The sequence below is a fragment of the Streptococcus sp. GMD3S genome, assembly GCF_000298695.2.
Classification (GTDB): domain Bacteria; phylum Bacillota; class Bacilli; order Lactobacillales; family Streptococcaceae; genus Streptococcus.
The window spans coordinates 144,892-166,735 of sequence record NZ_AJRC02000003.1; the positions used below are offsets into that span (position 1 = coordinate 144,892).

The following is a 21,844-nucleotide window of genomic DNA, read 5'->3' on the forward strand; positions in this document are numbered from 1 at the left end:
GAGAATAGCTTTTCAATTACATTAGCTACAAGAACTGTTGTAAGTGATTTATTTTCAATATCTTAGCAATGATAAAGAAAGAGTTGAAAATCCAACTATTGATTTTCAACTTTTTTAGAACCCAGCTTAAGGAGAAATGTGATGGATAAAATTGAACAATTACAAGACTTGATAGATCAAAGCCAACGGATTGTTTTCTTTGGAGGGGCAGGAGTGTCAACCGAGTCTAATATCCCAGATTTTCGTAGTTCAGATGGTGTTTATAGTCATCAGTTAGGCCGTCATTTTACGGCAGAGCAACTCGTTTCTCGGACCATGTTTGAGCGCTATCCAGAAGATTTTTTTGACTTTTATAAGAAATACCTGATTTATCCAGAAGCCAAGCCTAATGCTGCTCATACTTATCTAGCTGCTTTGGAAAAGACAGGTAAGCTAAAGGCTGTTGTGACACAAAATATCGATAGTCTTCATGAAATGGCTGGCTCTCAGAAGGTCTTTAAATTGCATGGGAGTGCGGACCGAAATTACTGCCTAGGTTGTCATCGTTTCTATGACTTAACTGCCTTTCTGGCCCTCGAGGGACCTGTTCCCAACTGCTTAGACTGTGGTAAGGTGGTCAAGCCTGACGTGACCTTGTATGAAGAATCACTTGACATGGATGTCTTTAGTCAAGCTGCACAAGCTATTCGGCAAGCAGACTTGCTGATTATTGGTGGGACTTCCTTGGTTGTTTATCCTGCAGCTAGCCTAGTAAACTATTTTTCTGGGACAAATCTGGTCCTTATCAATAAAACCAGTATTCCACAAGACAGCCAAGCTACATTGGTCATTGAAGGCAAGATTGGGGAAGTCTTTTCGAAATTGAGACAATAAAAGAATTTTAGAAGATAGCAACAAAATCTTGTTACTTGAAAGAGAAAACTATCTCATTTATTGGCCAAAATCTCGCTCTTTAAGAGTTACTAAAAACTGGCTGAGAAAATCAAAACACCTTCACTGATATGATGAAAGTCGGCTTGGAAACCTTGATTGCAGAGTGAAATGTAAAAGAAAATCCTGATTTCAAGTTGAATCAGGATTTTTTCATAGATGCGATTTTTTCTGGGTCTGGTGTAACGCGGAGGGTCTTTTGTCCTGTGTAGGTTACAAAGCCAGGTTTTCCACCAGTTGGTTTGTTGAGTTTCTTGACTTCAATCATATCCACTTGAACTAGATTTGACAAACGCCCTTTGGAGAAGTAGGCAGCTAGTTCAGCTGCATCTGTCTTGACTTCATCAGATGGATCAAGATTTCCTGAGATGACGACGTGGCTTCCAGGGATGTCCTTGGCATGGAACCAAAGTTCCTCCTTGCGGGCCATTTTAAAGGTCAACTCTTCATTTTGAAGATTGTTTCGACCGACATAGATGATGGTCTTGCCATCGCTCGCCAGATACTGTTCTGGTTTTTTGCGTTTCTGAATTTTCTCGCGTTGGCGTCTTCTAATGAAGCCTGTTTGGATCAATTCTTCACGGATTTCAGCGATTTCTTCCAGTCCAGCTTGGTTGAGTACGGTTTCGACACTTTCTAGATAAAGAATGGTGGCCTTGGTTTCTTCGATCAACTCAGTCAGGTATTTGACAGCTTCTTTGAGCTTCTGATAGCGTTTAAAGTAGCGTTGAGCATTCTGGCTGGGAGTCAAGGCCTTATCAAGCGCAATGGTGATAGGTTGGTTGGTGTAGTAGTTGTCCAAGGTAACCTGATCTTGGTCATTAGGCACTTGGTGGAGGAAGGTTGTCAGCAATTCCCCTTTTTGGCGAAATTCCTCAGCATTGTCTGTCGCTAGTAACTCTTTTTCTTGTTTTTTTAGCTTATGACGATTTTTTTGAAGTTCATTTTCAACACGGCGAATGAGCTCACTGGCTTGCTGTTTGACGCGATCGCGCTCTGCCTTATCTTTGTAATAGGTATCCAGAAGATCAGAGAGACTGGCAAAAGGCTCTCCCACCTGATTTGCAAAAGGAACTGGGCTGAAAGAAGTCTCCGTTAGGAAAGGCTTGGTTTCTTGCCCGAAGAAGTTTCGGAAAGTAGACAGTTTATCACTGACAAGAATGTTTTCCAATTCATTTGCCGTATCACGTCCTAGACCTTGAAAGAGACTTTGAAGATTTTTTGCTGTTAGTTCCTGTGTTTGCAGGATTTCAAAGAGCTTTTCATCCTTGACGGTAAATGGATTGAGAGACTCGGTGCTTGGTGGAGCGAGATAGGTCGATCCGGGGAGCAAGGTGCGGTAGCTATTTTGTGAAAAGCCAACGTGTTTAATAACTTCGAGGATTCTATGGCTGCTTTTATCCACGAGGAGAATATTACTGTGTTTGCCCATGATTTCGATAATCAAGGTAGCCTGAATATGGTCCCCAATCTCGTTTTTATTGGAAACGGTAATTTCCACAATACGGTCATTTTCGATTTGCTCGATCGACTCAATCAGGGCACCCTGCAAATACTTTCTCAAAACCATGATAAAAGTGGAAGGTTGGGCTGGATTTTCAAAGGTTGTTTGGGTCAGCTGGATGCGACCAAAAACGGGATGAGCAGAGAGGAGCAGGCGATGGCTTTGGCGATTGCTGCGGATTTGCAAGACCAACTCTTGTTCAAAAGGTTGATTGATTTTCTGGATGCGACCATTGACCAACTCTCTTCGCAATTCCTCAATCATGTGGTGTAAAAAAAATCCGTCAAATGACATCGTTCTCTCCTTGTGATTGTATTCCATAGTATTATATCAAAAAGGTAGAATAAAATCATGGAAATATGGTATAATAAAGCCAAGTAAAGAGAATCGAGAAGCACATGTATATTGAAATGGTAGATGAAACTGGTCAAGTTTCACAAGAAATCTTGCACCAAACCCAAGAAATTTTGGAATTTGCAGCCCAAAAAATAGGAAAAGAAGACAAGGAGATGGCAGTTACTTTTGTGACCAATGAGCGTAGTCACGAACTCAACCTCGAGTACCGTGATACAGATCGCCCGACAGATGTCATCAGCCTTGAATATAAACCGGAATTGGACATTACTTTTGACGAGGAAGATTTGCTTGAAAACCCTGAATTAGCAGAAATGATGTCTGAGTTCGATGCCTATATTGGGGAACTTTTCATCTCTATCGATAAAGCGCATGAGCAGGCTGAGGAATACGGTCACAGCTTTGAGCGTGAGATGGGCTTCTTGGCAGTACACGGCTTTTTACACATTAACAGCTACGATCACTACACTCCGGAAGAAGAAGCGGAGATGTTCGGTTTACAAGAAGAAATTTTGACAGCCTATGGACTCACAAGACAATAAACGAAAATGGAAAAATCGTGACCTGATATCCAGTTTAGAATTTGCTCTTACAGGAATTCTGACTGCTTTCAAGGAAGAACGTAATATGCGAAAACATGCAGTGACGGCTCTAGTAGTCATCCTTGCAGGTTTTGTTTTTCAGGTGTCACGAATCGAATGGCTCTTTCTCCTGATGAGCATTTTCTTGGTAGTAGCCTTTGAAATTATTAACTCTGCTATTGAAAATGTGGTGGATCTAGCCAGTCACTATCACTTTTCTATGTTGGCAAAGAAAGCCAAGGATATGGCAGCTGGTGCCGTACTTGTGGTTTCCCTTCTTGCTGCAGTGATTGGTGCACTTATCTTTCTCCCACGCATTTGGGATTTATTATTTTAAACAATAAGAGGAAATTATGACATTTAAATCTGGCTTTGTAGCTATTTTGGGACGTCCCAATGTTGGGAAGTCAACCTTTTTGAATCACGTCATGGGGCAAAAGATTGCCATTATGAGTGACAAGGCGCAGACAACGCGCAATAAAATCATGGGGATTTACACCACGGATAAGGAGCAAATCGTCTTTATCGACACGCCGGGGATTCACAAGCCTAAGACGGCTCTTGGAGATTTTATGGTGGAATCTGCCTACAGTACTCTGCGTGAAGTGGATACTGTTCTATTCATGGTGCCAGCTGATGAGCCACGTGGTAAGGGCGACGATATGATTATCGAGCGTCTGAAGGCTGCCAAGGTTCCAGTTATTTTGGTGGTCAATAAGATTGACAAGGTCCATCCAGACCAGCTTTTGACTCAGATTGATGACTTCCGTAACCAGATGGACTTTAAGGAGATTGTTCCGATCTCAGCCCTTCAGGGAAATAACGTTTCTCGTTTAATTGACATCCTCAGTGAAAATCTAGAGGAAGGTTTCCAGTATTTCCCATCTGATCAAATCACAGATCATCCTGAGCGTTTCTTGGTTTCAGAAATGATTCGTGAGAAAGTCTTGCACCTAACGCGTGAAGAAATCCCTCACTCAGTTGCAGTAGTGGTTGACTCTATGAAGCGTGATGAAGAGACCGACAAGGTTCATATCCGAGCAACCATCATGGTCGAGCGCGATAGCCAAAAAGGCATTATCATCGGAAAAGGTGGCGCCATGCTCAAGAAAATTGGGACCATGGCTCGTCGTGATATCGAACTCATGCTAGGAGACAAGGTCTTCCTAGAAACTTGGGTCAAGGTCAAGAAAAACTGGCGTGATAAAAAGCTAGATTTGGCTGATTTTGGTTATAATGAAAAAGAATACTAAGTAGAGGTGGGCTCATGCCTGCTTCTTGTTTTTACAGAAGGAGGATTTATGCCTGAATTACCAGAGGTTGAAACCGTTCGTCGTGGCTTAGAAAAATTGATTTTGGGAAAGAAGATTTCGAGTGTAGAGATTCGTTATCCCAAGATGGTCAAGACAGATTTGGACGAGTTTCAAAAGGAACTAAATGGCCAAGTAATTGAGTCCATGGGACGTCGTGGAAAATATTTGCTTTTTTACCTAACAGACAAGGTCTTGATTTCCCATCTGCGGATGGAGGGCAAGTATTTTTACTATCCAGACCAGGTTCCTGAACGCAAGCATGCCCATATTTTCATTCGGTTTGAAGATGGAGGCACGCTTGTTTATGAGGATGTACGCAAGTTTGGTACCATGGAACTGTTGACACCCGACCTTTTGGATGTCTACTTTATTTCTAAGAAACTAGGTCCTGAGCCAAGAGAGCAGGACTTTGATTTGCAGGTCTTTCAAGCTGCCCTAGCCAAATCTAAAAAGCCAATCAAATCCCACCTCCTAGACCAAACCTTGGTAGCTGGTCTTGGCAATATCTATGTGGATGAGGTCCTCTGGCGAGCTCAGGTTCATCCAGCTAGACCTTCCCAGACTTTGACGGCAGAAGAAGCGTCAGCTATTCATGACCAGACCATTGCTGTTTTGGGTCAGGCTGTTGAAAACGGGGGCTCAACTATTCGGACCTATACCAATGCCTTTGGGGAAGACGGAACCATGCAGGATTTCCATCAGGTCTATGATAAGACTGGGCAAGCGTGTTCCCGCTGTGGGACAATGATTGAGAAATTCCAGCTCGGTGGAAGGGGCACTCATTTTTGTCCTCAGTGTCAAAGGAGGGGCTGATGGGAAAAATCATCGGAATCACAGGAGGGATTGCTTCTGGTAAGTCAACTGTGACAAATTTCCTAAGAGAGCAAGGTTTTCAAGTGGTCGATGCTGACGCAGTCGTCCACCAACTACAGAAACCTGGTGGTCGTCTTTATCAGCTCTTAGTTCAGCACTTTGGGCAGGAAATTATCCTCGAAAATGGAGAACTCAATCGCCCTCTCCTAGCTAGTCTCATCTTTTCAAACCCTGAAGAACGAGAATGGTCTAAGCAAACCCAAGGAAAGATTATTCGTGAGGAATTGGCTGCACTGAGAGACCAGTTGACTCAGACAGAAACGGTTTTTTTCATGGATATTCCCCTACTTTTTGAACAGGACTACAGTGCTTGGTTTGATGAAACGTGGCTGGTCTATGTGGACCGTGATGTTCAGGTGGAACGTTTCATGAAACGGGATCATCTTTCTAAGGAAGTAGCAGAGTCCCGTTTGGCCGCCCAATGGTCTTTAGAAGAAAAGAAAAAATTGGCGAGCCATATATTAGACAATAATGGCAGTCGTGATCAGCTTGTGGCTCAAGTAGTGAAGTTACTTGAAGGAGGCGATAGCTGTGCAAGAGATTAGTTGGAAAGAGAATCTTCGTGTCGCCTGGTTTGGTAGTTTTCTAACGGGAGCTAGTATTTCCTTGGTCGTCCCTTTCATGCCTATCTTTGTAGAGCAGTTGGGAATTGAAGGGGATCAAGTTGCTTTTTATGCTGGATTAGCCATCTCAGTTTCGGCTGTTTCAGCAGCTCTAGTTTCTCCTATCTGGGGTATTCTTGCTGACAAGTACGGTCGAAAACCCATGATGATTCGAGCAGGTCTTGCCATGACCATTACGATGGGAGGTTTGGCCTTCGTGCCAAATATCTATTGGCTACTCTTTTTGCGCTTGCTCAATGGTGTATTTACTGGATTTGTCCCCAATGCAACAGCCTTGATTGCTAGTCAGGTACCTAAAGATAAGTCTGGAGCGGCTCTGGGGACTTTATCTACAGGTGTAGTTGCGGGAACACTGACGGGCCCCTTTGTTGGAGGCTTTATTGCTGAAATTTTTGGCATTCGTAATGTTTTTTTATTGGTAGGCGCTTTCTTATTTTTAGCTGCAATCCTAACTATTTTCTTTATCAAGGAAGATTTTCAGCCAGTTGCTAAGGAGAAGGCTATCCCAACGAAAGAAGTATTTTCTTCTTTCAAGTATCCTAGGCTCTTAGTAAACCTATTTTTGACGAGCTTTGTCATTCAATTTTCAGCTCAATCAATTGGTCCCATTCTAGCTCTCTATGTGCGGGACTTAGGGCAGTCCGAAAATCTCCTCTTTGTATCAGGATTAATCGTATCCAGCATGGGGTTTTCTAGCATGATGAGTGCTGGAATTCTAGGAAAACTTGGCGATAAGGTAGGGAATCAGAGATTGTTAGTTGCAGCGCAGATTTATTCCGTCATCATTTACCTTCTTTGTGCCCATGCAACCAGCCCCCTTCAACTTGGCTTGTATCGTTTTCTCTTTGGTTTGGGAACGGGAGCTCTCATACCAGGTGTCAATGCGCTTCTTAGCAAAATGACTCCAAAATCAGGTATTTCAAGGATTTTCGCCTTCAACCAAGTCTTTTTTTACCTTGGTGGAGTGATCGGACCTATGGCGGGATCCGCAGTTGCAGGATATTTGGGCTACCATGCTGTCTTTTATGCGACAGCAGCCTGTGTAGCTTTCAGTTGTTTATGTAACTTAGTGCAATTTAGATCATTATTAAAAGTAAAGGAAATCTAGTGCGAGTAAAAATCAATCTCAAGTGCTCCTCTTGTGGCAGCATGAATTATCTAACCAGTAAGAACTCCAAAACCCATCCAGACAAGATTGAGGTGTTAAAATATTGTCCAAAGGAAAGAAAAGTAACTTTACATCTTGAATCTAAGTAGAATTTATGGTAAAATAATAGGGATTTTAAGGAGTTTGATATGTATAACCTATTATTAACCATTTTATTAGTATTATCTGTTGTGATTGTGATTGCGATTTTCATGCAACCAACTAAGAACCAATCCAGCAATGTATTTGATGCCAGCTCAGGTGATTTGTTTGAACGTAGTAAAGCGCGTGGTTTTGAAGCTGTGATGCAACGTTTGACAGGTATTTTAGTCTTTTTCTGGCTAGCCATTGCCTTAGCATTGACAGTATTATCAAGTAGATAAGAAATGGGCGAGACTAGGTCTTAGCCTATTTTTATTTTGAATGATGTTTACTAAAGTTATCATTCAAAAAATTATAAAAATCTAGAAAGAAAACATGAAAGATAAAATTAAAGAATATTTGCAAGAGAAGGGGCGAGTGACGGTAAATGACCTGGCTCAGGCTCTCGGAAAGGATGGGTCCAAGGATTTCCGTGAGTTGATTAAAACCCTGTCTCTGATGGAAAGAAAGCACCAGATTCGATTTGGAGAAGATGGCAGCCTCACCTTGGACCAGAAGAAGAAACATGAAATCACCCTCAAAGGGGTTTTTCATGCCCATAAAAACGGCTTTGGCTTTGTTACTCTAGAAGGGGAAGAGGACGATCTTTTTGTAGGAAAAAACGATGTCAACTATGCCATTGATGGCGATACAGTTGAGGTGGTCATAAAGAAAGTTGCTGACCGCAACAAGGGAACTGCTGCAGAAGCCAAAATTATTGATATCTTAGAACACAGCCTGACAACCGTTGTCGGTCAAATTGTTCTGGATCAGGAAAAGCCCAAGTATGCTGGCTATATTCGTTCCAAAAATCAAAAAATCAGCCAACCGATTTATGTGAAGAAACCGGCTATCAAGTTGGAAGGTACTGAAGTTCTCAAGGTCTTTATTGACAAATACCCAAGTAAGAAACATGATTTCTTTGTCGCTAGTGTGCTAGACGTGGTGGGGCACTCGACTGATGCTGGGATTGACGTTCTTGAAGTCTTGGAATCCATGGATATTGTTTCAGAATTTCCAGAAGCTGTTCTCAAGGAAGCAGAAAGTGTGCCAGAAGCTCCGTCTCAAAAGGATATGGGAGGTCGTCTGGACCTGAGAGATGAAATCACCTTTACCATTGACGGTGCGGATGCCAAGGACTTAGACGACGCAGTACACATCAAGCCTTTAAAGAATGGCAATATCGAACTCGGAGTTCACATCGCAGATGTTTCCTACTATGTGACCGAGGGTTCTGCCCTTGACAAGGAAGCCCTTAACCGCGCGACTTCTGTCTATGTGACAGACCGAGTGGTTCCAATGCTTCCAGAGCGTTTGTCAAATGGCATCTGCTCTCTCAATCCTCAAGTAGATCGCTTGACCCAGTCTGCTATTATGGAAATTGATAAACATGGTCGTGTGGTTAATTACACCATTACCCAAACAGTTATTAAGACGAGCTTCCGTATGACCTATAGCGCTGTTAATGATATCCTAGCTGGCGATGAGGAAAAGAGACGAGAGTTTAAGAAAATTGTTCCAAGTATCGAGCTCATGGCCAAGCTTCATGAAAGGCTAGAAAGCATGCGTGAGAAGCGTGGTGCCCTTAACTTTGATACCAGCGAAGCTAAGATCTTGGTGGATAAAAAAGGCAAGCCTGTGGATATCGTTCTTCGCCAACGTGGTATTGCTGAGCGGATGATTGAGTCCTTCATGTTGATTGCTAATGAAACGGTTGCCGAGCACTTTAGCAAGTTGGATCTACCTTTCATCTATCGAATTCACGAGGAGCCCAAGGCTGAAAAAGTTCAGAAGTTTATTGATTACGCCTCTAGTTTTGGTTTACGAATTTATGGAACTGCCAGTGAGATTAGCCAAGAGGCTCTCCAAGACATCATGCGTGCTGTTGAGGGAGAACCCTATGCGGATGTATTGTCCATGATGCTTCTCCGTTCTATGCAACAGGCTCGCTATTCTGAGCACAATCACGGTCACTATGGACTAGCCGCTAACTATTACACTCACTTCACCAGTCCTATTCGCCGTTATCCAGACCTTCTAGTCCACCGTATGATTCGGGACTATGGTCGTTCTAAGGAAATAGCAGAGCATTTTGAACAAGTGATTCCAGAGATTGCAACCCAGTCTTCCAACCGTGAACGTCGTGCCATCGAGGCTGAGCGTGAAGTCGAAGCCATGAAAAAGGCTGAGTACATGGAAGAATATGTGGGTGAAGAGTACGACGCAGTTGTATCCAGCATCGTCAAATTCGGTCTCTTTGTTGAATTGCCAAATACAGTCGAAGGTTTGATTCACATTACCAATTTGTCTGAATTTTATCATTTCAACGAGCGAGATTTGACTCTCCGTGGAGAGAAATCAGGAACAACCTTCCGTGTGGGACAGCAAATTCGCATTCAAGTTGAAAGAGCCGATAAGATGACGGGAGAGATTGATTTCTCTTATATTCCAAGTGAGTTTGATGTCATCGAAAAAGGCTTGAAACAAGCTGGGCGCAAAGACAGAGGTCATGGTTCAAGTCGTCGTTCAGACAAGAAGGAAGACAAGAGAAAATCAGGACGCTCAAATGATAAGTACAAGCATTCACAAAAAGATAAAAAGAAAAAAGGCAAGAAACCTTTTTACAAAGAAGTAGCTAAGAAAGGAGCCAAGCATGGCAAAGGGCGAGGGAAAGGTCGTCGCACAAAATAAAAAGGCGCACCACGACTATACAATCGTTGATACGCTTGAAGCAGGAATGGTGCTGACAGGAACGGAAATCAAGAGCGTTCGAGCTGCTCGAATCAATCTCAAGGACGGCTTTGCCCAAGTAAAAAATGGGGAAGTCTGGCTGAGCAATGTTCATATCGCCCCTTACGAAGAGGGCAATATCTGGAACCAGGAACCAGAACGTCGTCGTAAACTTTTGCTCCATAAAAAACAAATTCAAAAATTGGAACAAGAGACCAAAGGGACAGGAATGACCCTTGTTCCCCTTAAAGTCTATATTAAAGATGGTTATGCTAAACTCCTTTTAGGACTTGCTAAAGGGAAACATGACTATGACAAACGGGAGTCTATCAAGCGTCGTGAACAAAACCGCGACATCGCGCGTGTGATGAAAGCTGTCAACCAGCGTTAAGAAGAGGAAGTAAAATGGAAAAATTAATTGCCTATAAACGGATGCCCTTGTGGAATAAACAAACCATGCCTGAAGCTGTTCAGCAAAAGCACAATACTAAAGTCGGCACTTGGGGAAAAATTACTGTGTTGAAAGGGGCTCTCAAGTTTATTGAGTTGACTGAAGATGGTGAGGTTCTAGCTGAACACCTCTTTGAGGCAGGGGCTGACAATCCCATGGCGCAACCGCAAGCCTGGCACCGAGTAGAGGCTGCAACAGACGATGTAGAGTGGTACTTGGAATTTTATTGTAAACCTGAGGATTATTTCCCTAAGAAATACCAGACTAATCCAGTCCATTCAGAGGTCCTAGAGGCTATGCAGACGGTGAAACCTGGAAGAGCCTTGGATTTGGGTTGTGGTCAGGGGCGTAACTCTCTCTTTCTCGCACAGAATGGTTTTGATGTGACAGCTGTGGATCAAAATGAATTGTCCCTTGAAATCTTGCAAAGCATTGTGGAACAAGAGGATCTAGACATGCCTGTCGGACTTTATGATATCAATTCTGCCAGTGTTAGCCAAGACTATGATTTTATCGTTTCAACAGTTGTTCTGATGTTCCTACAAGCGAACCGCATTCCAGCTATTATCCAAAATATGCAGGAGCACACCACGGTCGGTGGTTACAATCTTATCGTCTGTGCCATGGATACAGAGGATTATCCTTGCTCAATCAACTTCCCATTCACTTTTAAAGAAGGGGAGTTGGCGGACTACTACAAGGATTGGGAATTGATTAAGTACAATGAAAACCCAGGACATCTGCACCGTCGTGATGAAAATGGTAATCGCATTCAACTACGCTTTGCGACTATGCTAGCCAAGAAAATCAAGTAAATCAAATCTTTACAAGCGAATAGAAACCACTTTACAAGGTTTCTATTCATTTTTATTTGCGATGGTAGAGTGGGGAAGCAGGATTTTATGCTATACTAGAAGTAGGAAATGTGAGCAGTAGAGCTGTATTATTTTTCTCTCGGCTTGAGAAAGTGTAGATGATGGAGGTGGTCCAATGACGAGTCTTTTGGTGGAGCTGTATGATCGGCATGTATTGGAAAAGAATGTCTACCAAGCCTTTATCAGTGATTGTGACGAGATTCTTTTTCTATCTTTGACGAAAATAAGCAATGAAGAGAAGCTCTCTCTCCGTCAGTTTATCATGGAAGAGGTACCTCATATTCAACGAGTGACCTTTCGTCAGTTATCCTTAGAACAACTAGCAGACCAGTTAGATTATTGTCTAGCAGGCTATGACCAAGTCCTTCTCGATGTTTTTGGTGGGGATTCGCTACTAGCCTTATCTCTCTATCAATACGGCTTGGATCGGCAGCTCCCCATCGTTGCCATGGATGTCGAGCAGAGAAAACAATACAAGTGGGTAGCCGGTCAGTTAGAAAAAGAAGACATGGACATTCCAACCCTAAGCATCCAACAGTTGATAGCCTTGCGTGGTGGAAAAATGCTCAAATCAAAACGCCCTATCCACTCAGCTCAGCAAATTGCAGCCATCAAAAAGCTAGCCAGCTCTGCCATTGCCAATCCTGCCCACTGGTATCAAGTGACCCAATTTTTCTCTCTAGCTAAGACCAATGACCTGCATGCTGAGACAGAAAAGATACTGGAAAACAATGGCAGGTATTATCACTATCCAGAATCCCTCATCCCTTTACTTGTGGAAGCAGGGATGCTTTGTATTGAAAGCGAGGACAAGAAACGAGTAGCATACAGCTTTCCAAGTCAAGAAGCTCAAGTCTTTTGCCGCAATAAGGGACATATTTTAGAGGTATATCTCTATCTCTTGGCGCTTGAATCTCAGCTGTTTGATGAGTGCATGATAGGCGGTGAGATTGATTGGAATGGCATCTTTCCAGAGGCAGACAATGTTCAAAATGAGATTGATGTTATTCTGAGAAAGGGCCGCTCGATTACCTTTATCTCCTGCAAGATGACAGATTTATCAGTTGAAGCCATCAACGAACTAGAAGTCTATGCCAATCATTTTGCTGGGGAGAGTTGCCTCAAGTTGATTGTTTGTACGGGGAAAATCAATCCAGCTTATGCCAATCGCTGCCAAGAATACGGCGTGCTGGTCATTAGAAGTGAGCAGATTCCCAATCTCATTCCCATGCTAAAAAAATATTCTAAGAGACAAAAAAGATAAGAAATAATATTAAGAAAGGCTGGAATTCCAGTCTTTTTTTCTTCTTTTTCGAATAAATGAGAAAAGGAGGTAGCCCATGTTTGTAGCCAGAGATGCCAAGGGGAATTTGGTGAATGCCCTTGAAAAAGATGTGACCAAGCAAGCTTATACTTGTCCAGCCTGTGGGGGCAGACTACGATTACGCCAAGGACAGAGTATTCGAACGCACTTTGCCCATGAAAGGTTAAGGGATTGCATCGCTATTTTCGAGAATGAAAGTCCAGAACACATGGGCAACAAAGAGGCCCTTTATCATTGGGCCAAGAAGGACAATCAGGTCGCCTTGGAATATAGTCTGCCCGAGATTCAGCAGGTTGCGGATGTTCTCGTCAATGGGAAACTAGCACTAGAAGTTCAGTGCAGTCCCTTGTCTCAAAAGCTTTTAGGCGATAGAAGTCAAGGATACCGCAGCCAGGGCTATCAGGTTATCTGGCTACTGGGAGAAAAACTCTGGTTAAAAGAGCGATTAACACAATTGCAAAGGGGATTTCTCTATTTTAGTCAAAATATGGGTTTCTTTGTTTGGGAACTGGATCTCAAAAGGAAAATTTTGAGACTCAAATATCTTCTGCATCAGGACCTACGTGGCAAGCTTCATTTTCAGGTCAAAGAATTTCCCTATGGTCAAGGAAATCTCTTGGAAATTCTACGATTTCCTTATCAGAAACAAAAACTGCCTCGTTTTGCAGTTGTGCAAGATTCAACTATCTGTCACTACATTCGCCAGCAGTTGTACTATCAAACGCCCTACTGGATGAAAAAACAGGAGGAAGCTTATTATCAAGGAGACAATCTATTAAACCGTCAACTTGACGACTGGTATCCCCAGGTCAGACCGATAGCATCAGGTGATTTTTTGCAGATTGAAACGGATTTGGCTAGCTATTATAGAAATTTTCAGGCTTACTATCAAAAAAATCAGAAAAATAATCTCCAAAAGCTCTATCCACCAGCCTTTTATCACTTATATTTCTCAAAAAATGTGGTAAAATAGAAAGGATGGAGGAATCTTATGGTTTTACAACGACATGAAATAAATGAAAAAGATACATGGGATCTTTCAACAATCTACCCAACAGACCAGGCTTGGGAAGAAGCCTTGAAAGATTTAACTGAAAAAGTACAAACAGCGTCCCAGTATGAGGGGCATCTCTTGGATAGTGCAGACAGTTTGCTTGAGATTACAGAATTTTCACTTGATTTGGAACGCCAAGTTGAAAAGCTTTATGTCTATGCACATATGAAAAATGACCAGGACACGCGTGAAGCCAAGTATCAAGAGTACTATGCCAAGGCAATGACCCTATACAGTCAGTTAGAACAAGCCTTTTCATTCTATGAACCTGAGTTTATGGAGATTAGCGAAGAGCAGTATGCGGCCTTCCTAGAAGCTCAACCAAAACTCCAAGTTTACAAACACTTTTTTGACAAGCTCTTGCAAAAGAAAGACCATGTTCTTTCGCAACGTGAGGAAGAATTGCTTGCTGGAGCAGGAGAAATCTTTGGCGCTGCTAGTGAAACCTTCGCTATTTTGGACAATGCGGATATTAGCTTCCCATATGTCCTTGATGACGAAGGCAAGGAAGTGCAACTCTCACACGGTACTTACATCCATTTGATGGAGTCTAAAAACCGTGAAGTGCGTCGTGGTGCCTATGAAGCCCTTTATGCGACTTACGAGCAATTCCAACATACTTATGCTAAGACTTTGCAGACAAATGTTAAGGTGCAAAACTACCGAGCAAAAGTTCGCAACTATAAGAGTGCTCGCCATGCAGCCCTCGCAGCAAATTTTGTTCCAGAAAGTGTCTATGACAATCTAGTAGCAGCAGTTCGCAAGCATTTGCCGCTCTTGCATCGTTACCTAGAACTTCGTTCTAAAATCTTGGGTATTTCCGACCTCAAGATGTACGATGTCTACACACCGCTTTCGTCAGTAGATTATAGCTTTACCTACGAAGAAGCCTTGAAAAAAGCAGAAGAGGCCTTGGCGGTCTTGGGTGACGACTACTTGAGCCGTGTTAAACGTGCCTTCAGTGAGCGTTGGATTGATGTCTATGAAAACCAAGGCAAGCGTTCTGGTGCCTACTCTGGTGGTTCTTACGATACCAATGCCTTTATGCTTCTCAACTGGCAGGACAATCTAGACAATCTCTTTACCCTTGTCCATGAAACAGGTCACAGTATGCACTCTAGCTATACTCGAGAAACCCAACCTTATGTTTACGGAGATTACTCTATCTTCTTGGCTGAGATTGCCTCAACAACAAATGAAAATATCTTGACGGAGAAATTACTGGAAGAAGTAGAAGATGATGCAACTCGTTTTGCAATTCTCAATAACTTCCTAGATGGTTTCCGTGGAACAGTTTTCCGTCAAACTCAATTCGCTGAGTTTGAACATGCTATCCACCAAGCAGACCAAAATGGAGAAGTCTTGACAAGTGATTTCCTCAATAAACTCTACGCTGACTTGAACCAAGAGTACTATGGACTCAGCAAGGAAGACAATCCTCAGATCCAATACGAGTGGGCACGCATTCCTCACTTCTACTATAACTACTATGTTTATCAGTATTCAACTGGTTTTGCAGCTGCTTCAGCCTTAGCTGAAAAGATTGTCCATGGTAGTCAAGAAGATCGTGACCGCTATATCGACTACCTCAAGGCAGGTAAGTCAGACTATCCACTCAATGTCATGAGAAAAGCGGGAGTGGATATGGAGAAGGAAGACTATCTCAACGATGCCTTTGCAGTCTTTGAACGTCGCTTGAACGAGTTTGAAGCCCTTGTTGAAAAATTGGGACTAGCTTAAGATGGTAGAGTCTTATAGTAAAAATGCCAATCACAATATGCGTCGGCCCGTCGTCAAGGAAGAAATCGTTGAACTCATGCGCCAGCGTCAAAAGCAGGTGACAGGTTCTTTGAAAGAATTGGAGACCTTTGCTCGCAAGGAGAACATTCCCATCATTCCCCATGAAACGGTCGCGTATTTTCGATTTCTCATGGAGACCATACAGCCCAAGAACATTTTGGAGATTGGGACGGCAATTGGTTTTTCAGCCCTCTTGATGGCGGAACATGCGCCAGATGCCAAGATTACAACCATTGACCGTAATCTTGAGATGATAGGCTTTGCCAAGGAAAACTTTGCCCAGTTTGACAGTCGTAAGCAAATCACCTTACTTGAAGGTGATGCTGTTGATGTTTTATCTACTTTGACAGAAACATATGATTTTGTCTTTATGGATTCGGCCAAGTCCAAGTACATCGTCTTTCTACCAGAAATCCTCAAGCACTTGGAAGTTGGTGGAGTAGTGGTCTTGGATGATATTTTCCAAGGAGGAGATGTTGCCAAGGACATCATGGAAGTCCGCCGTGGTCAACGAACCATTTACCGTGGTTTGCAAAGACTTTTCGACGCAACTTTGGACAATCCAGGTTTAACAGCAACTCTAGTTCCACTTGGAGATGGTATTCTCATGCTACGAAAGAATCTAGCAGAAGTAGAGCTTCCTGAGAGCGAATGATTTTCAGAAAAATTTAAGAAATTATAGTAAAATAGATAAGGTAACACTTACCGTAAAAGGAGTAAAAATGAAGAAAAAACTTATGGCAGGAGCCATCACACTTTTATCAGTAGCAACACTTGCAGCTTGTTCAAACAGTTCTGAAGGAAAAGATTTGATCAGCATGAAGGGCGATGTGATTACAGAGCATCAATTCTTTGAAGAAGTAAAGAACAATCCAACTGCACAACAAGTCTTGCTCAATATGACCATCCAAAAAGTATTTGAACAACAATATGGATCAGAGGTAACGGATAAAGATGTGGATGATGCCGTTGCTGAAGAACAAAAGAAATACGGCGATAGCTACAACAGCGTGCTTCAACGTGCAGGTATGACACCTGAGACTCGTAAAGCTCAAATCCGCACTAGCAAATTGGTTGAATTGGCAGTTAAGAAGGCTGCTGAGAGTGAGTTGACAGACGAAGCTTACCAAAAAGCTTTTGAGTCTTACACACCAGATGTAACAGCTCAAATCATCCGTTTGGATAATGAAGACAAGGCAAAAGAAGTACTTGAGAAAGCTAAAGCAGAAGGTGCAGATTTTGCTCAGTTGGCAAAAGACAACTCTAACGACGACAAAACAAAAGAAAATGGTGGAGAAATCACTTTTGACTCTGCTTCTACAGAACTTCCAGAACAAGTCAAGAAAGCAGCCTTTGCCTTGGATGTGAACGGGGTTTCTGATGTGATTACAGCTACTGGAACACAAGCCTACAGCAGTCAGTTCTACATCATCAAAGTAACGAAGAAAACAGAAAAATCTTCTAATATAGAGGATTATAAAGAAAAATTGAAGACCATCATCTTGACTCAAAAACAAAATGATTCAGCCTTTGTTCAAGGAGTAATTGGTAAAGAATTGCAAGCAGCAAACATCAAGGTTAAGGATCAAGCCTTCCAAAACATCTTCACCCAATACATCGGTGGTGGTGACTCAAGCTCAAGCAGCAGCTCTTCATCTAACTAAGAAATCAAAAAACAAATCTCAAAAGAGATTTGTTTTTTTATACCTGATACTAGAAAATGAGTAAAATTCGAAGGATTAAAGGATAAGAGTTTTTTTCTTTCTGAAAAAGTGGTATAATAGCAATCAAAACTAGAAAATAAAACGGAATTGGGAACAGAAACGTCTGTTCCTATTAGAGTGGTGAAATATGAAAATTAGTAAAAGGCACCTACTAAACTATTCCATTTTGATTCCTTACTTCCTTTTATCGATTTTGGGTCTGATTGTGGTGTACTCGACAACGAGTGCAACCTTGATCGAAGAAGGGAAAAGTGCCTTTCAATTGGTGCGTAACCAGGGGATCTTTTGGATAGCTAGTTTGGTTCTGATTGCCTTAATCTATAAATTAAAATTAGGTTTCCTAAGAAATGGGCGTCTTATTTTTATCGTAATGATTGTGGAGATGGTTCTTTTAGCTCTGGCGCGACTGGTCGGAACACCTGTCAATGGAGCATACGGATGGATCTCTGTAGGACCTGTAACGATTCAGCCTGCGGAATACCTTAAGATTATCATCATCTGGTACCTGGCACATCGATTTTCAAAACAACAAGATGAGATTGCGGTTTATGACTTCCAGGTTTTGACACAGAATCAGTGGCTGCCTCGAGCTTTTAATGACTGGCGTTTTGTTCTGCTGGTTCTGATTGGTAGCTTGGGAATTTTCCCAGACTTGGGAAATGCGACCATCTTGGTCTTAGTGGCGCTCATCATGTATACGGTTAGTGGGATTGCCTATCGTTGGTTCTCGACCATTCTAGCTCTCTTGGCAGGAAGTTCAATGTTAGTCTTGTCTGTCATTCGCTTTGTTGGGGTTGAAAAGTTCTCTCAAATTCCGCTATTTGGTTACGTTGCTAAACGTTTCAGTGCCTTTTTTAATCCTTTTAATGACTTGGCGGGTGCAGGACACCAGCTCGCAAATTCTTACTATGCAATGGTAAATGGTGGCTGGTTCGGACTTGGATTAGGAAATTCCATTGAGAAACGTGGTTATCTGCCAGAAGCCCATACGGATTTCGTCTTTTCGATTGTTATAGAGGAGTTTGGATTCGTTGGAGCCAGTATGATTTTGGCTTTACTCTTCTTCTTGATTTTGCGAATCATCTTGGTTGGTATTCGAGCAAAGGATCCCTTTAACTCCATGGTTGCTATTGGTGTCGGAGGAATGATCCTTGTTCAGGTCTTTGTCAATATTGGTGGGATTTCAGGGTTGATTCCCTCTACAGGGGTAACCTTCCCCTTCCTTTCACAAGGAGGGAACAGTCTATTGGTATTATCCGTAGCCATCGCACTTGTACTGAACATTGATGCAAGTGAAAAACGTGCCAAACTTATCAGAGAATACGAGAATCAAACCGATGAAAATCTGTAAGGATTGAATGGAAAGGAAAGTATATGTCTCTTCAAAAATTAGAAAACTATAGTAATAAAGCAGTCGTCCAAGAAGAAGTCTTGATTCTGACTGAGCTATTAGAAGATATCACAAAGAATATGCTAGCGCCAGAAACCTTTGAAAAGATTATCCAGTTGAAGGAAGTATCAACTAGCGAGAATTATCAAGGGCTCAATGACCTAGTGACCAGTCTTTCGAATGAAGAAATGATTTACATTTCACGCTATTTCTCTATCCTTCCACTTTTGATTAATATCTCTGAGGATGTGGATTTGGCCTATGAAATCAATCACCAAAACAATGTGGACCAAGACTATCTAGGGAAACTATCTACAACGATTAAAATGGTAGCTGAAAAAGAAAATGCAGCTGAAATTTTAGAAAAGTTAAATGTCGTTCCTGTCTTGACCGCTCATCCAACGCAAGTACAACGCAAGAGTATGCTGGACTTGACCAACCATATCCATACGCTTTTGCGCAAGTACCGTGATGTTAAACTCGGTTTGATTAATAAAGAAAAATGGCACACGGATCTCCGTCGTTACATTGAAATTATCATGCAAACGGACATGATTCGTGAGAAGAAATTGAAAGTAACCAACGAAATCACCAACGTGATGGAGTATTACCAAAGTTCTTTCCTGAATGCTGTTCCGCGTTTGACGGCTGAGTATAAAAAATTAGCCAAAGAACAAGGTATTGAGCTCCAACATCCAAAACCAATTACCATGGGGATGTGGATCGGAGGAGACCGTGATGGAAATCCTTTCGTAACAGCGGAAACCCTAAACAAATCAGCCTTGACTCAGTGCGAAGTCATCATGAACTACTATGATGAAAAGATTTATAATCTTTATCGTGAATTTTCACTGTCAACCAGCATCGTGAATGTCAGCGACAAGGTCCGTGAGATGGCGCTGAAGTCACAAGACAACTCGATTTATCGTGAAAAAGAACTCTATCGCCGTGCCCTCTTTGACATCCAAGCTAAGATGCAGGCAACCAAGGCTTATTTGATTGAAGACAAGGACCTTCATCCTAGATATGCCACTGCAGATGAATTTTATCAAGATTTGTTGGCCATTCGCGACTCTCTCCTTGAGAACAAAGGAGAATACCTGATTTCAGGAGAATTTGTCGAGTTGATGCAAGCTGTCGAAATTTTTGGTTTCTACCTTGCTTCTATCGATATGCGCCAAGACTCTAGTGTTCATGAAGCTTGTGTGGCTGAATTGCTAGCATCAGCTGGTATTAACGACCATTATAGCGACCTTTCTGAAGACGAAAAATGTACCCTCCTCTTAAAAGAGTTGGAAGAAGATCCTCGTATCCTCTCAGCGACTCATGCTGAAAAGTCAGAACTGCTTGAAAAAGAACTCTCTATCTTTAAAGCTGCGCGCAAATTGAAGGATAAACTAGGTGAAAATGTCATTCGTCAAACCATCATTTCTCACGCAACCAGTGTATCTGATATGCTAGAGCTAGCCATCATGCTCAAGGAAGTCGGCTTGGTTGATGCTCAAAAAGCCCGCGTTCAGATTGTTCCCCTCTTTGAAACGATCGAGGACTTAGACCATTCGGAAGAAACCATGAGAAGATATTTTTCTCTTCCTTTGGCTAAAAAATGGATTGCTTCAAAAGATAACTATCAGGAAATCATGCTCGGCTACTCTGATAGTAACAAGGACGGTGGTTACCTGTCCTCGTGTTGGACTCTCTATAAAGCGCAACAACAACTGACTGCTATTGGGGATGAATTTGGCGTTAAGGTCACTTTCTTCCACGGTCGCGGTGGTACTGTGGGTCGTGGTGGTGGACCAACTTATGAAGCTATTACGTCTCAACCACTCAAGTCTATCAAGGACCGTATCCGTCTGACTGAGCAGGGAGAAGTGATTGGAAACAAATACGGTAACAAAGATGCAGCCTACTATAACCTTGAAATGTTGGTTTCTGCAGCCATTAACCGTATGATTACCAAGAAGAAGAGTGATACCAATACGTCAAATCGTTACGAAGCTATTATGGATCAAGTAGTGGACCGTAGCTACGATATCTATCGTGATTTGGTCTTTGGAAATGAACATTTCTATGACTATTTCTTTGAATCAAGTCCAATCAAAGCTATTTCAAGCTTCAATATCGGTTCGCGTCCAGCTGCTCGTAAGACCATCACTGAAATTGGCGGTTTGCGTGCTATTCCTTGGGTCTTCTCATGGTCACAAAGCCGTGTCATGTTCCCTGGGTGGTATGGTGTGGGATCAAGCTTTAAAGAGTTTATTGATCAAGATCCAAAGAATATCGAGTTCCTTCGAGACATGTACCAAAACTGGCCTTTCTTCCAATCTTTGCTTTCCAATGTAGACATGGTCTTGTCTAAGTCTAACATGAACATTGCTTTTGAATATGCCAAGCTCTGTGAAGACGAAGAAGTACAAGCTATCTACTACACTATTTTAGATGAATGGCAGTTGACTAAGGACGTTATTTTAGCTATCGAAGGTTATGACGAACTCTTGGCAGAAAACTCTTATCTAAAAGACAGTCTAAACTATCGTATGCCTTACTTTAATATCCTGAACTACATCCAGTTGGAGTTGATCAAACGTCAACGTCGCGGCGAATTGTCAGCAGACGAAGAAAAACTGATCCATACAACTATCAACGGAATTGCAACTGGTTTGCGTAATTCAGGCTGATATTCTACAAACTTCCTCCTTTTTCAAGGGGAAGTTTTTGAATTGTTTAAAAAATTCTAAAAATAAGCTTGACAAGTAGTTGAAAAATGATATAATTTAAACATTCAGAAAGTAATCATGCTCATTTTATAGAGAGTCTGTGGTTGGTGAAAGCAGATAGATGAAATTGATGAAATTGGGCTGAATGTACTTAAGAATTTGAAATCATAAAAATTCGGTGAGCACACCTTACAGTGCAACTCGTTATTGCGAGAAAGAGCGATAGGGATATTCCCTATAATTGAGGTGGCACCGCGCATCGACGTCCTCACACAAGTTTTTTGTGTGAGGACTTTTTCTATTAGGAGGA

The 21,844-nt window shown here is 42.1% G+C and carries 20 protein-coding genes and 1 other annotated feature; of the genes, 19 read left to right on the forward strand and 1 reads right to left on the reverse strand.

Annotated features, from left to right (window positions below):
* Nucleotides 1-141 precede the first annotated feature (141 nt).
* Nucleotides 142-873, forward strand: a complete 732-nt coding sequence (locus GMD3S_RS0202610) for an NAD-dependent protein deacylase (protein WP_000357682.1) — start codon at nt 142-144, stop codon at nt 871-873.
* Between the two features lie 199 nt (nt 874-1,072).
* Here the strand turns inward: GMD3S_RS0202610 and pavA are convergent, their stop codons facing one another.
* Nucleotides 1,073-2,728: an Rqc2 family fibronectin-binding protein PavA gene (gene pavA, locus GMD3S_RS0202615; protein ID WP_000006735.1), complete on the reverse strand. Its 1,656-nt coding sequence runs from the start codon at nt 2,726-2,728 to the stop codon at nt 1,073-1,075.
* Between the two features lie 104 nt (nt 2,729-2,832).
* On the opposite strand from pavA, the gene ybeY reads away from it, so the two are divergent.
* The 18 genes from ybeY (at nt 2,833) to ppc (ending at nt 21,495) form a co-directional block, all read left to right on the forward strand.
* The gene (gene ybeY / locus GMD3S_RS0202620) at nt 2,833-3,330 is read left to right on the forward strand and encodes an rRNA maturation RNase YbeY (RefSeq protein WP_000275166.1); all 498 of its coding nucleotides are present in this window, start codon (nt 2,833-2,835) and stop codon (nt 3,328-3,330) included.
* A complete protein-coding gene (locus GMD3S_RS0202625; RefSeq protein WP_000378172.1) occupies nt 3,311-3,706 on the forward strand; it encodes a diacylglycerol kinase family protein in 396 nt (131 codons plus the stop codon). The genes ybeY and GMD3S_RS0202625 overlap by 20 nt, the downstream gene beginning before the upstream one ends.
* A 16-nt stretch (nt 3,707-3,722) precedes the next feature.
* On the forward strand, nt 3,723-4,622 hold the full coding sequence (gene era / locus GMD3S_RS0202630; RefSeq protein WP_000143282.1) for a GTPase Era: 900 nt from the start codon (nt 3,723-3,725) through the stop codon (nt 4,620-4,622).
* Between the two features lie 48 nt (nt 4,623-4,670).
* On the forward strand, nt 4,671-5,495 hold the full coding sequence (mutM, locus tag GMD3S_RS0202635; protein ID WP_001114630.1) for a DNA-formamidopyrimidine glycosylase: 825 nt from the start codon (nt 4,671-4,673) through the stop codon (nt 5,493-5,495).
* Nucleotides 5,495-6,100 (forward strand): dephospho-CoA kinase, encoded by a 606-nt coding sequence (coaE, locus tag GMD3S_RS0202640; protein ID WP_000516171.1) that lies wholly within the window; start codon nt 5,495-5,497, stop codon nt 6,098-6,100. Before mutM ends, coaE begins: the two co-directional genes overlap by 1 nt.
* Entirely contained in the window at nt 6,087-7,286 is a 1,200-nt protein-coding gene (locus GMD3S_RS0202645; RefSeq protein ID WP_001156299.1) for a multidrug efflux MFS transporter, read from the forward strand. Before coaE ends, GMD3S_RS0202645 begins: the two co-directional genes overlap by 14 nt.
* Nucleotides 7,286-7,435, forward strand: a complete 150-nt coding sequence (gene rpmG / locus GMD3S_RS10350) for a 50S ribosomal protein L33 (RefSeq protein WP_007519517.1) — start codon at nt 7,286-7,288, stop codon at nt 7,433-7,435. The genes GMD3S_RS0202645 and rpmG overlap by 1 nt, the downstream gene beginning before the upstream one ends.
* A gap of 39 nt (nt 7,436-7,474) precedes the next feature.
* Nucleotides 7,475-7,708, forward strand: coding sequence for a preprotein translocase subunit SecG (secG, locus tag GMD3S_RS0202650; RefSeq protein WP_000282517.1), 234 nt, complete (start codon nt 7,475-7,477; stop codon nt 7,706-7,708).
* Between the two features lie 94 nt (nt 7,709-7,802).
* Nucleotides 7,803-10,157 carry a ribonuclease R gene (gene rnr / locus GMD3S_RS0202655; RefSeq protein WP_000653281.1) on the forward strand — a complete coding sequence of 785 codons (2,355 nt, stop codon included), beginning with the start codon at nt 7,803-7,805 and terminating at the stop codon, nt 10,155-10,157.
* Complete coding sequence (smpB, locus tag GMD3S_RS0202660; protein WP_001051742.1) at nt 10,120-10,587, forward strand: SsrA-binding protein SmpB; 468 nt, start codon at nt 10,120-10,122, stop codon at nt 10,585-10,587. Before rnr ends, smpB begins: the two co-directional genes overlap by 38 nt.
* A gap of 14 nt (nt 10,588-10,601) precedes the next feature.
* Nucleotides 10,602-11,462: an SAM-dependent methyltransferase TehB gene (gene tehB / locus GMD3S_RS0202665; RefSeq protein ID WP_000413062.1), complete on the forward strand. Its 861-nt coding sequence runs from the start codon at nt 10,602-10,604 to the stop codon at nt 11,460-11,462.
* A 175-nt stretch (nt 11,463-11,637) separates the two neighbouring features.
* On the forward strand, nt 11,638-12,786 hold the full coding sequence (locus tag GMD3S_RS0202670; RefSeq protein WP_000202638.1) for a DUF1887 family protein: 1,149 nt from the start codon (nt 11,638-11,640) through the stop codon (nt 12,784-12,786).
* Between the two features lie 76 nt (nt 12,787-12,862).
* The gene (locus GMD3S_RS0202675) at nt 12,863-13,819 is read left to right on the forward strand and encodes a competence protein CoiA (RefSeq protein WP_000495881.1); all 957 of its coding nucleotides are present in this window, start codon (nt 12,863-12,865) and stop codon (nt 13,817-13,819) included.
* 18 nt (nt 13,820-13,837) lie between these two features.
* On the forward strand, nt 13,838-15,640 hold the full coding sequence (gene pepF, locus GMD3S_RS0202680) for an oligoendopeptidase F (RefSeq protein ID WP_000244095.1): 1,803 nt from the start codon (nt 13,838-13,840) through the stop codon (nt 15,638-15,640).
* 1 nt (nt 15,641) lies between these two features.
* Nucleotides 15,642-16,355, forward strand: coding sequence for an O-methyltransferase (locus GMD3S_RS0202685; RefSeq protein WP_000230408.1), 714 nt, complete (start codon nt 15,642-15,644; stop codon nt 16,353-16,355).
* 67 nt (nt 16,356-16,422) lie between these two features.
* Entirely contained in the window at nt 16,423-17,364 is a 942-nt protein-coding gene (gene prsA, locus GMD3S_RS0202690; protein WP_000728080.1) for a peptidylprolyl isomerase PrsA, read from the forward strand.
* A gap of 187 nt (nt 17,365-17,551) precedes the next feature.
* Entirely contained in the window at nt 17,552-18,775 is a 1,224-nt protein-coding gene (ftsW, locus tag GMD3S_RS0202695) for a cell division peptidoglycan polymerase FtsW (RefSeq protein WP_000703346.1), read from the forward strand.
* Nucleotides 18,776-18,798: 23 nt separating this feature from the next.
* The gene (gene ppc / locus GMD3S_RS0202700; RefSeq protein ID WP_000058169.1) at nt 18,799-21,495 is read left to right on the forward strand and encodes a phosphoenolpyruvate carboxylase; all 2,697 of its coding nucleotides are present in this window, start codon (nt 18,799-18,801) and stop codon (nt 21,493-21,495) included.
* Nucleotides 21,496-21,591: 96 nt separating this feature from the next.
* Nucleotides 21,592-21,807: a binding site (T-box leader), on the forward strand.
* Nucleotides 21,808-21,844 lie beyond the last annotated feature (37 nt).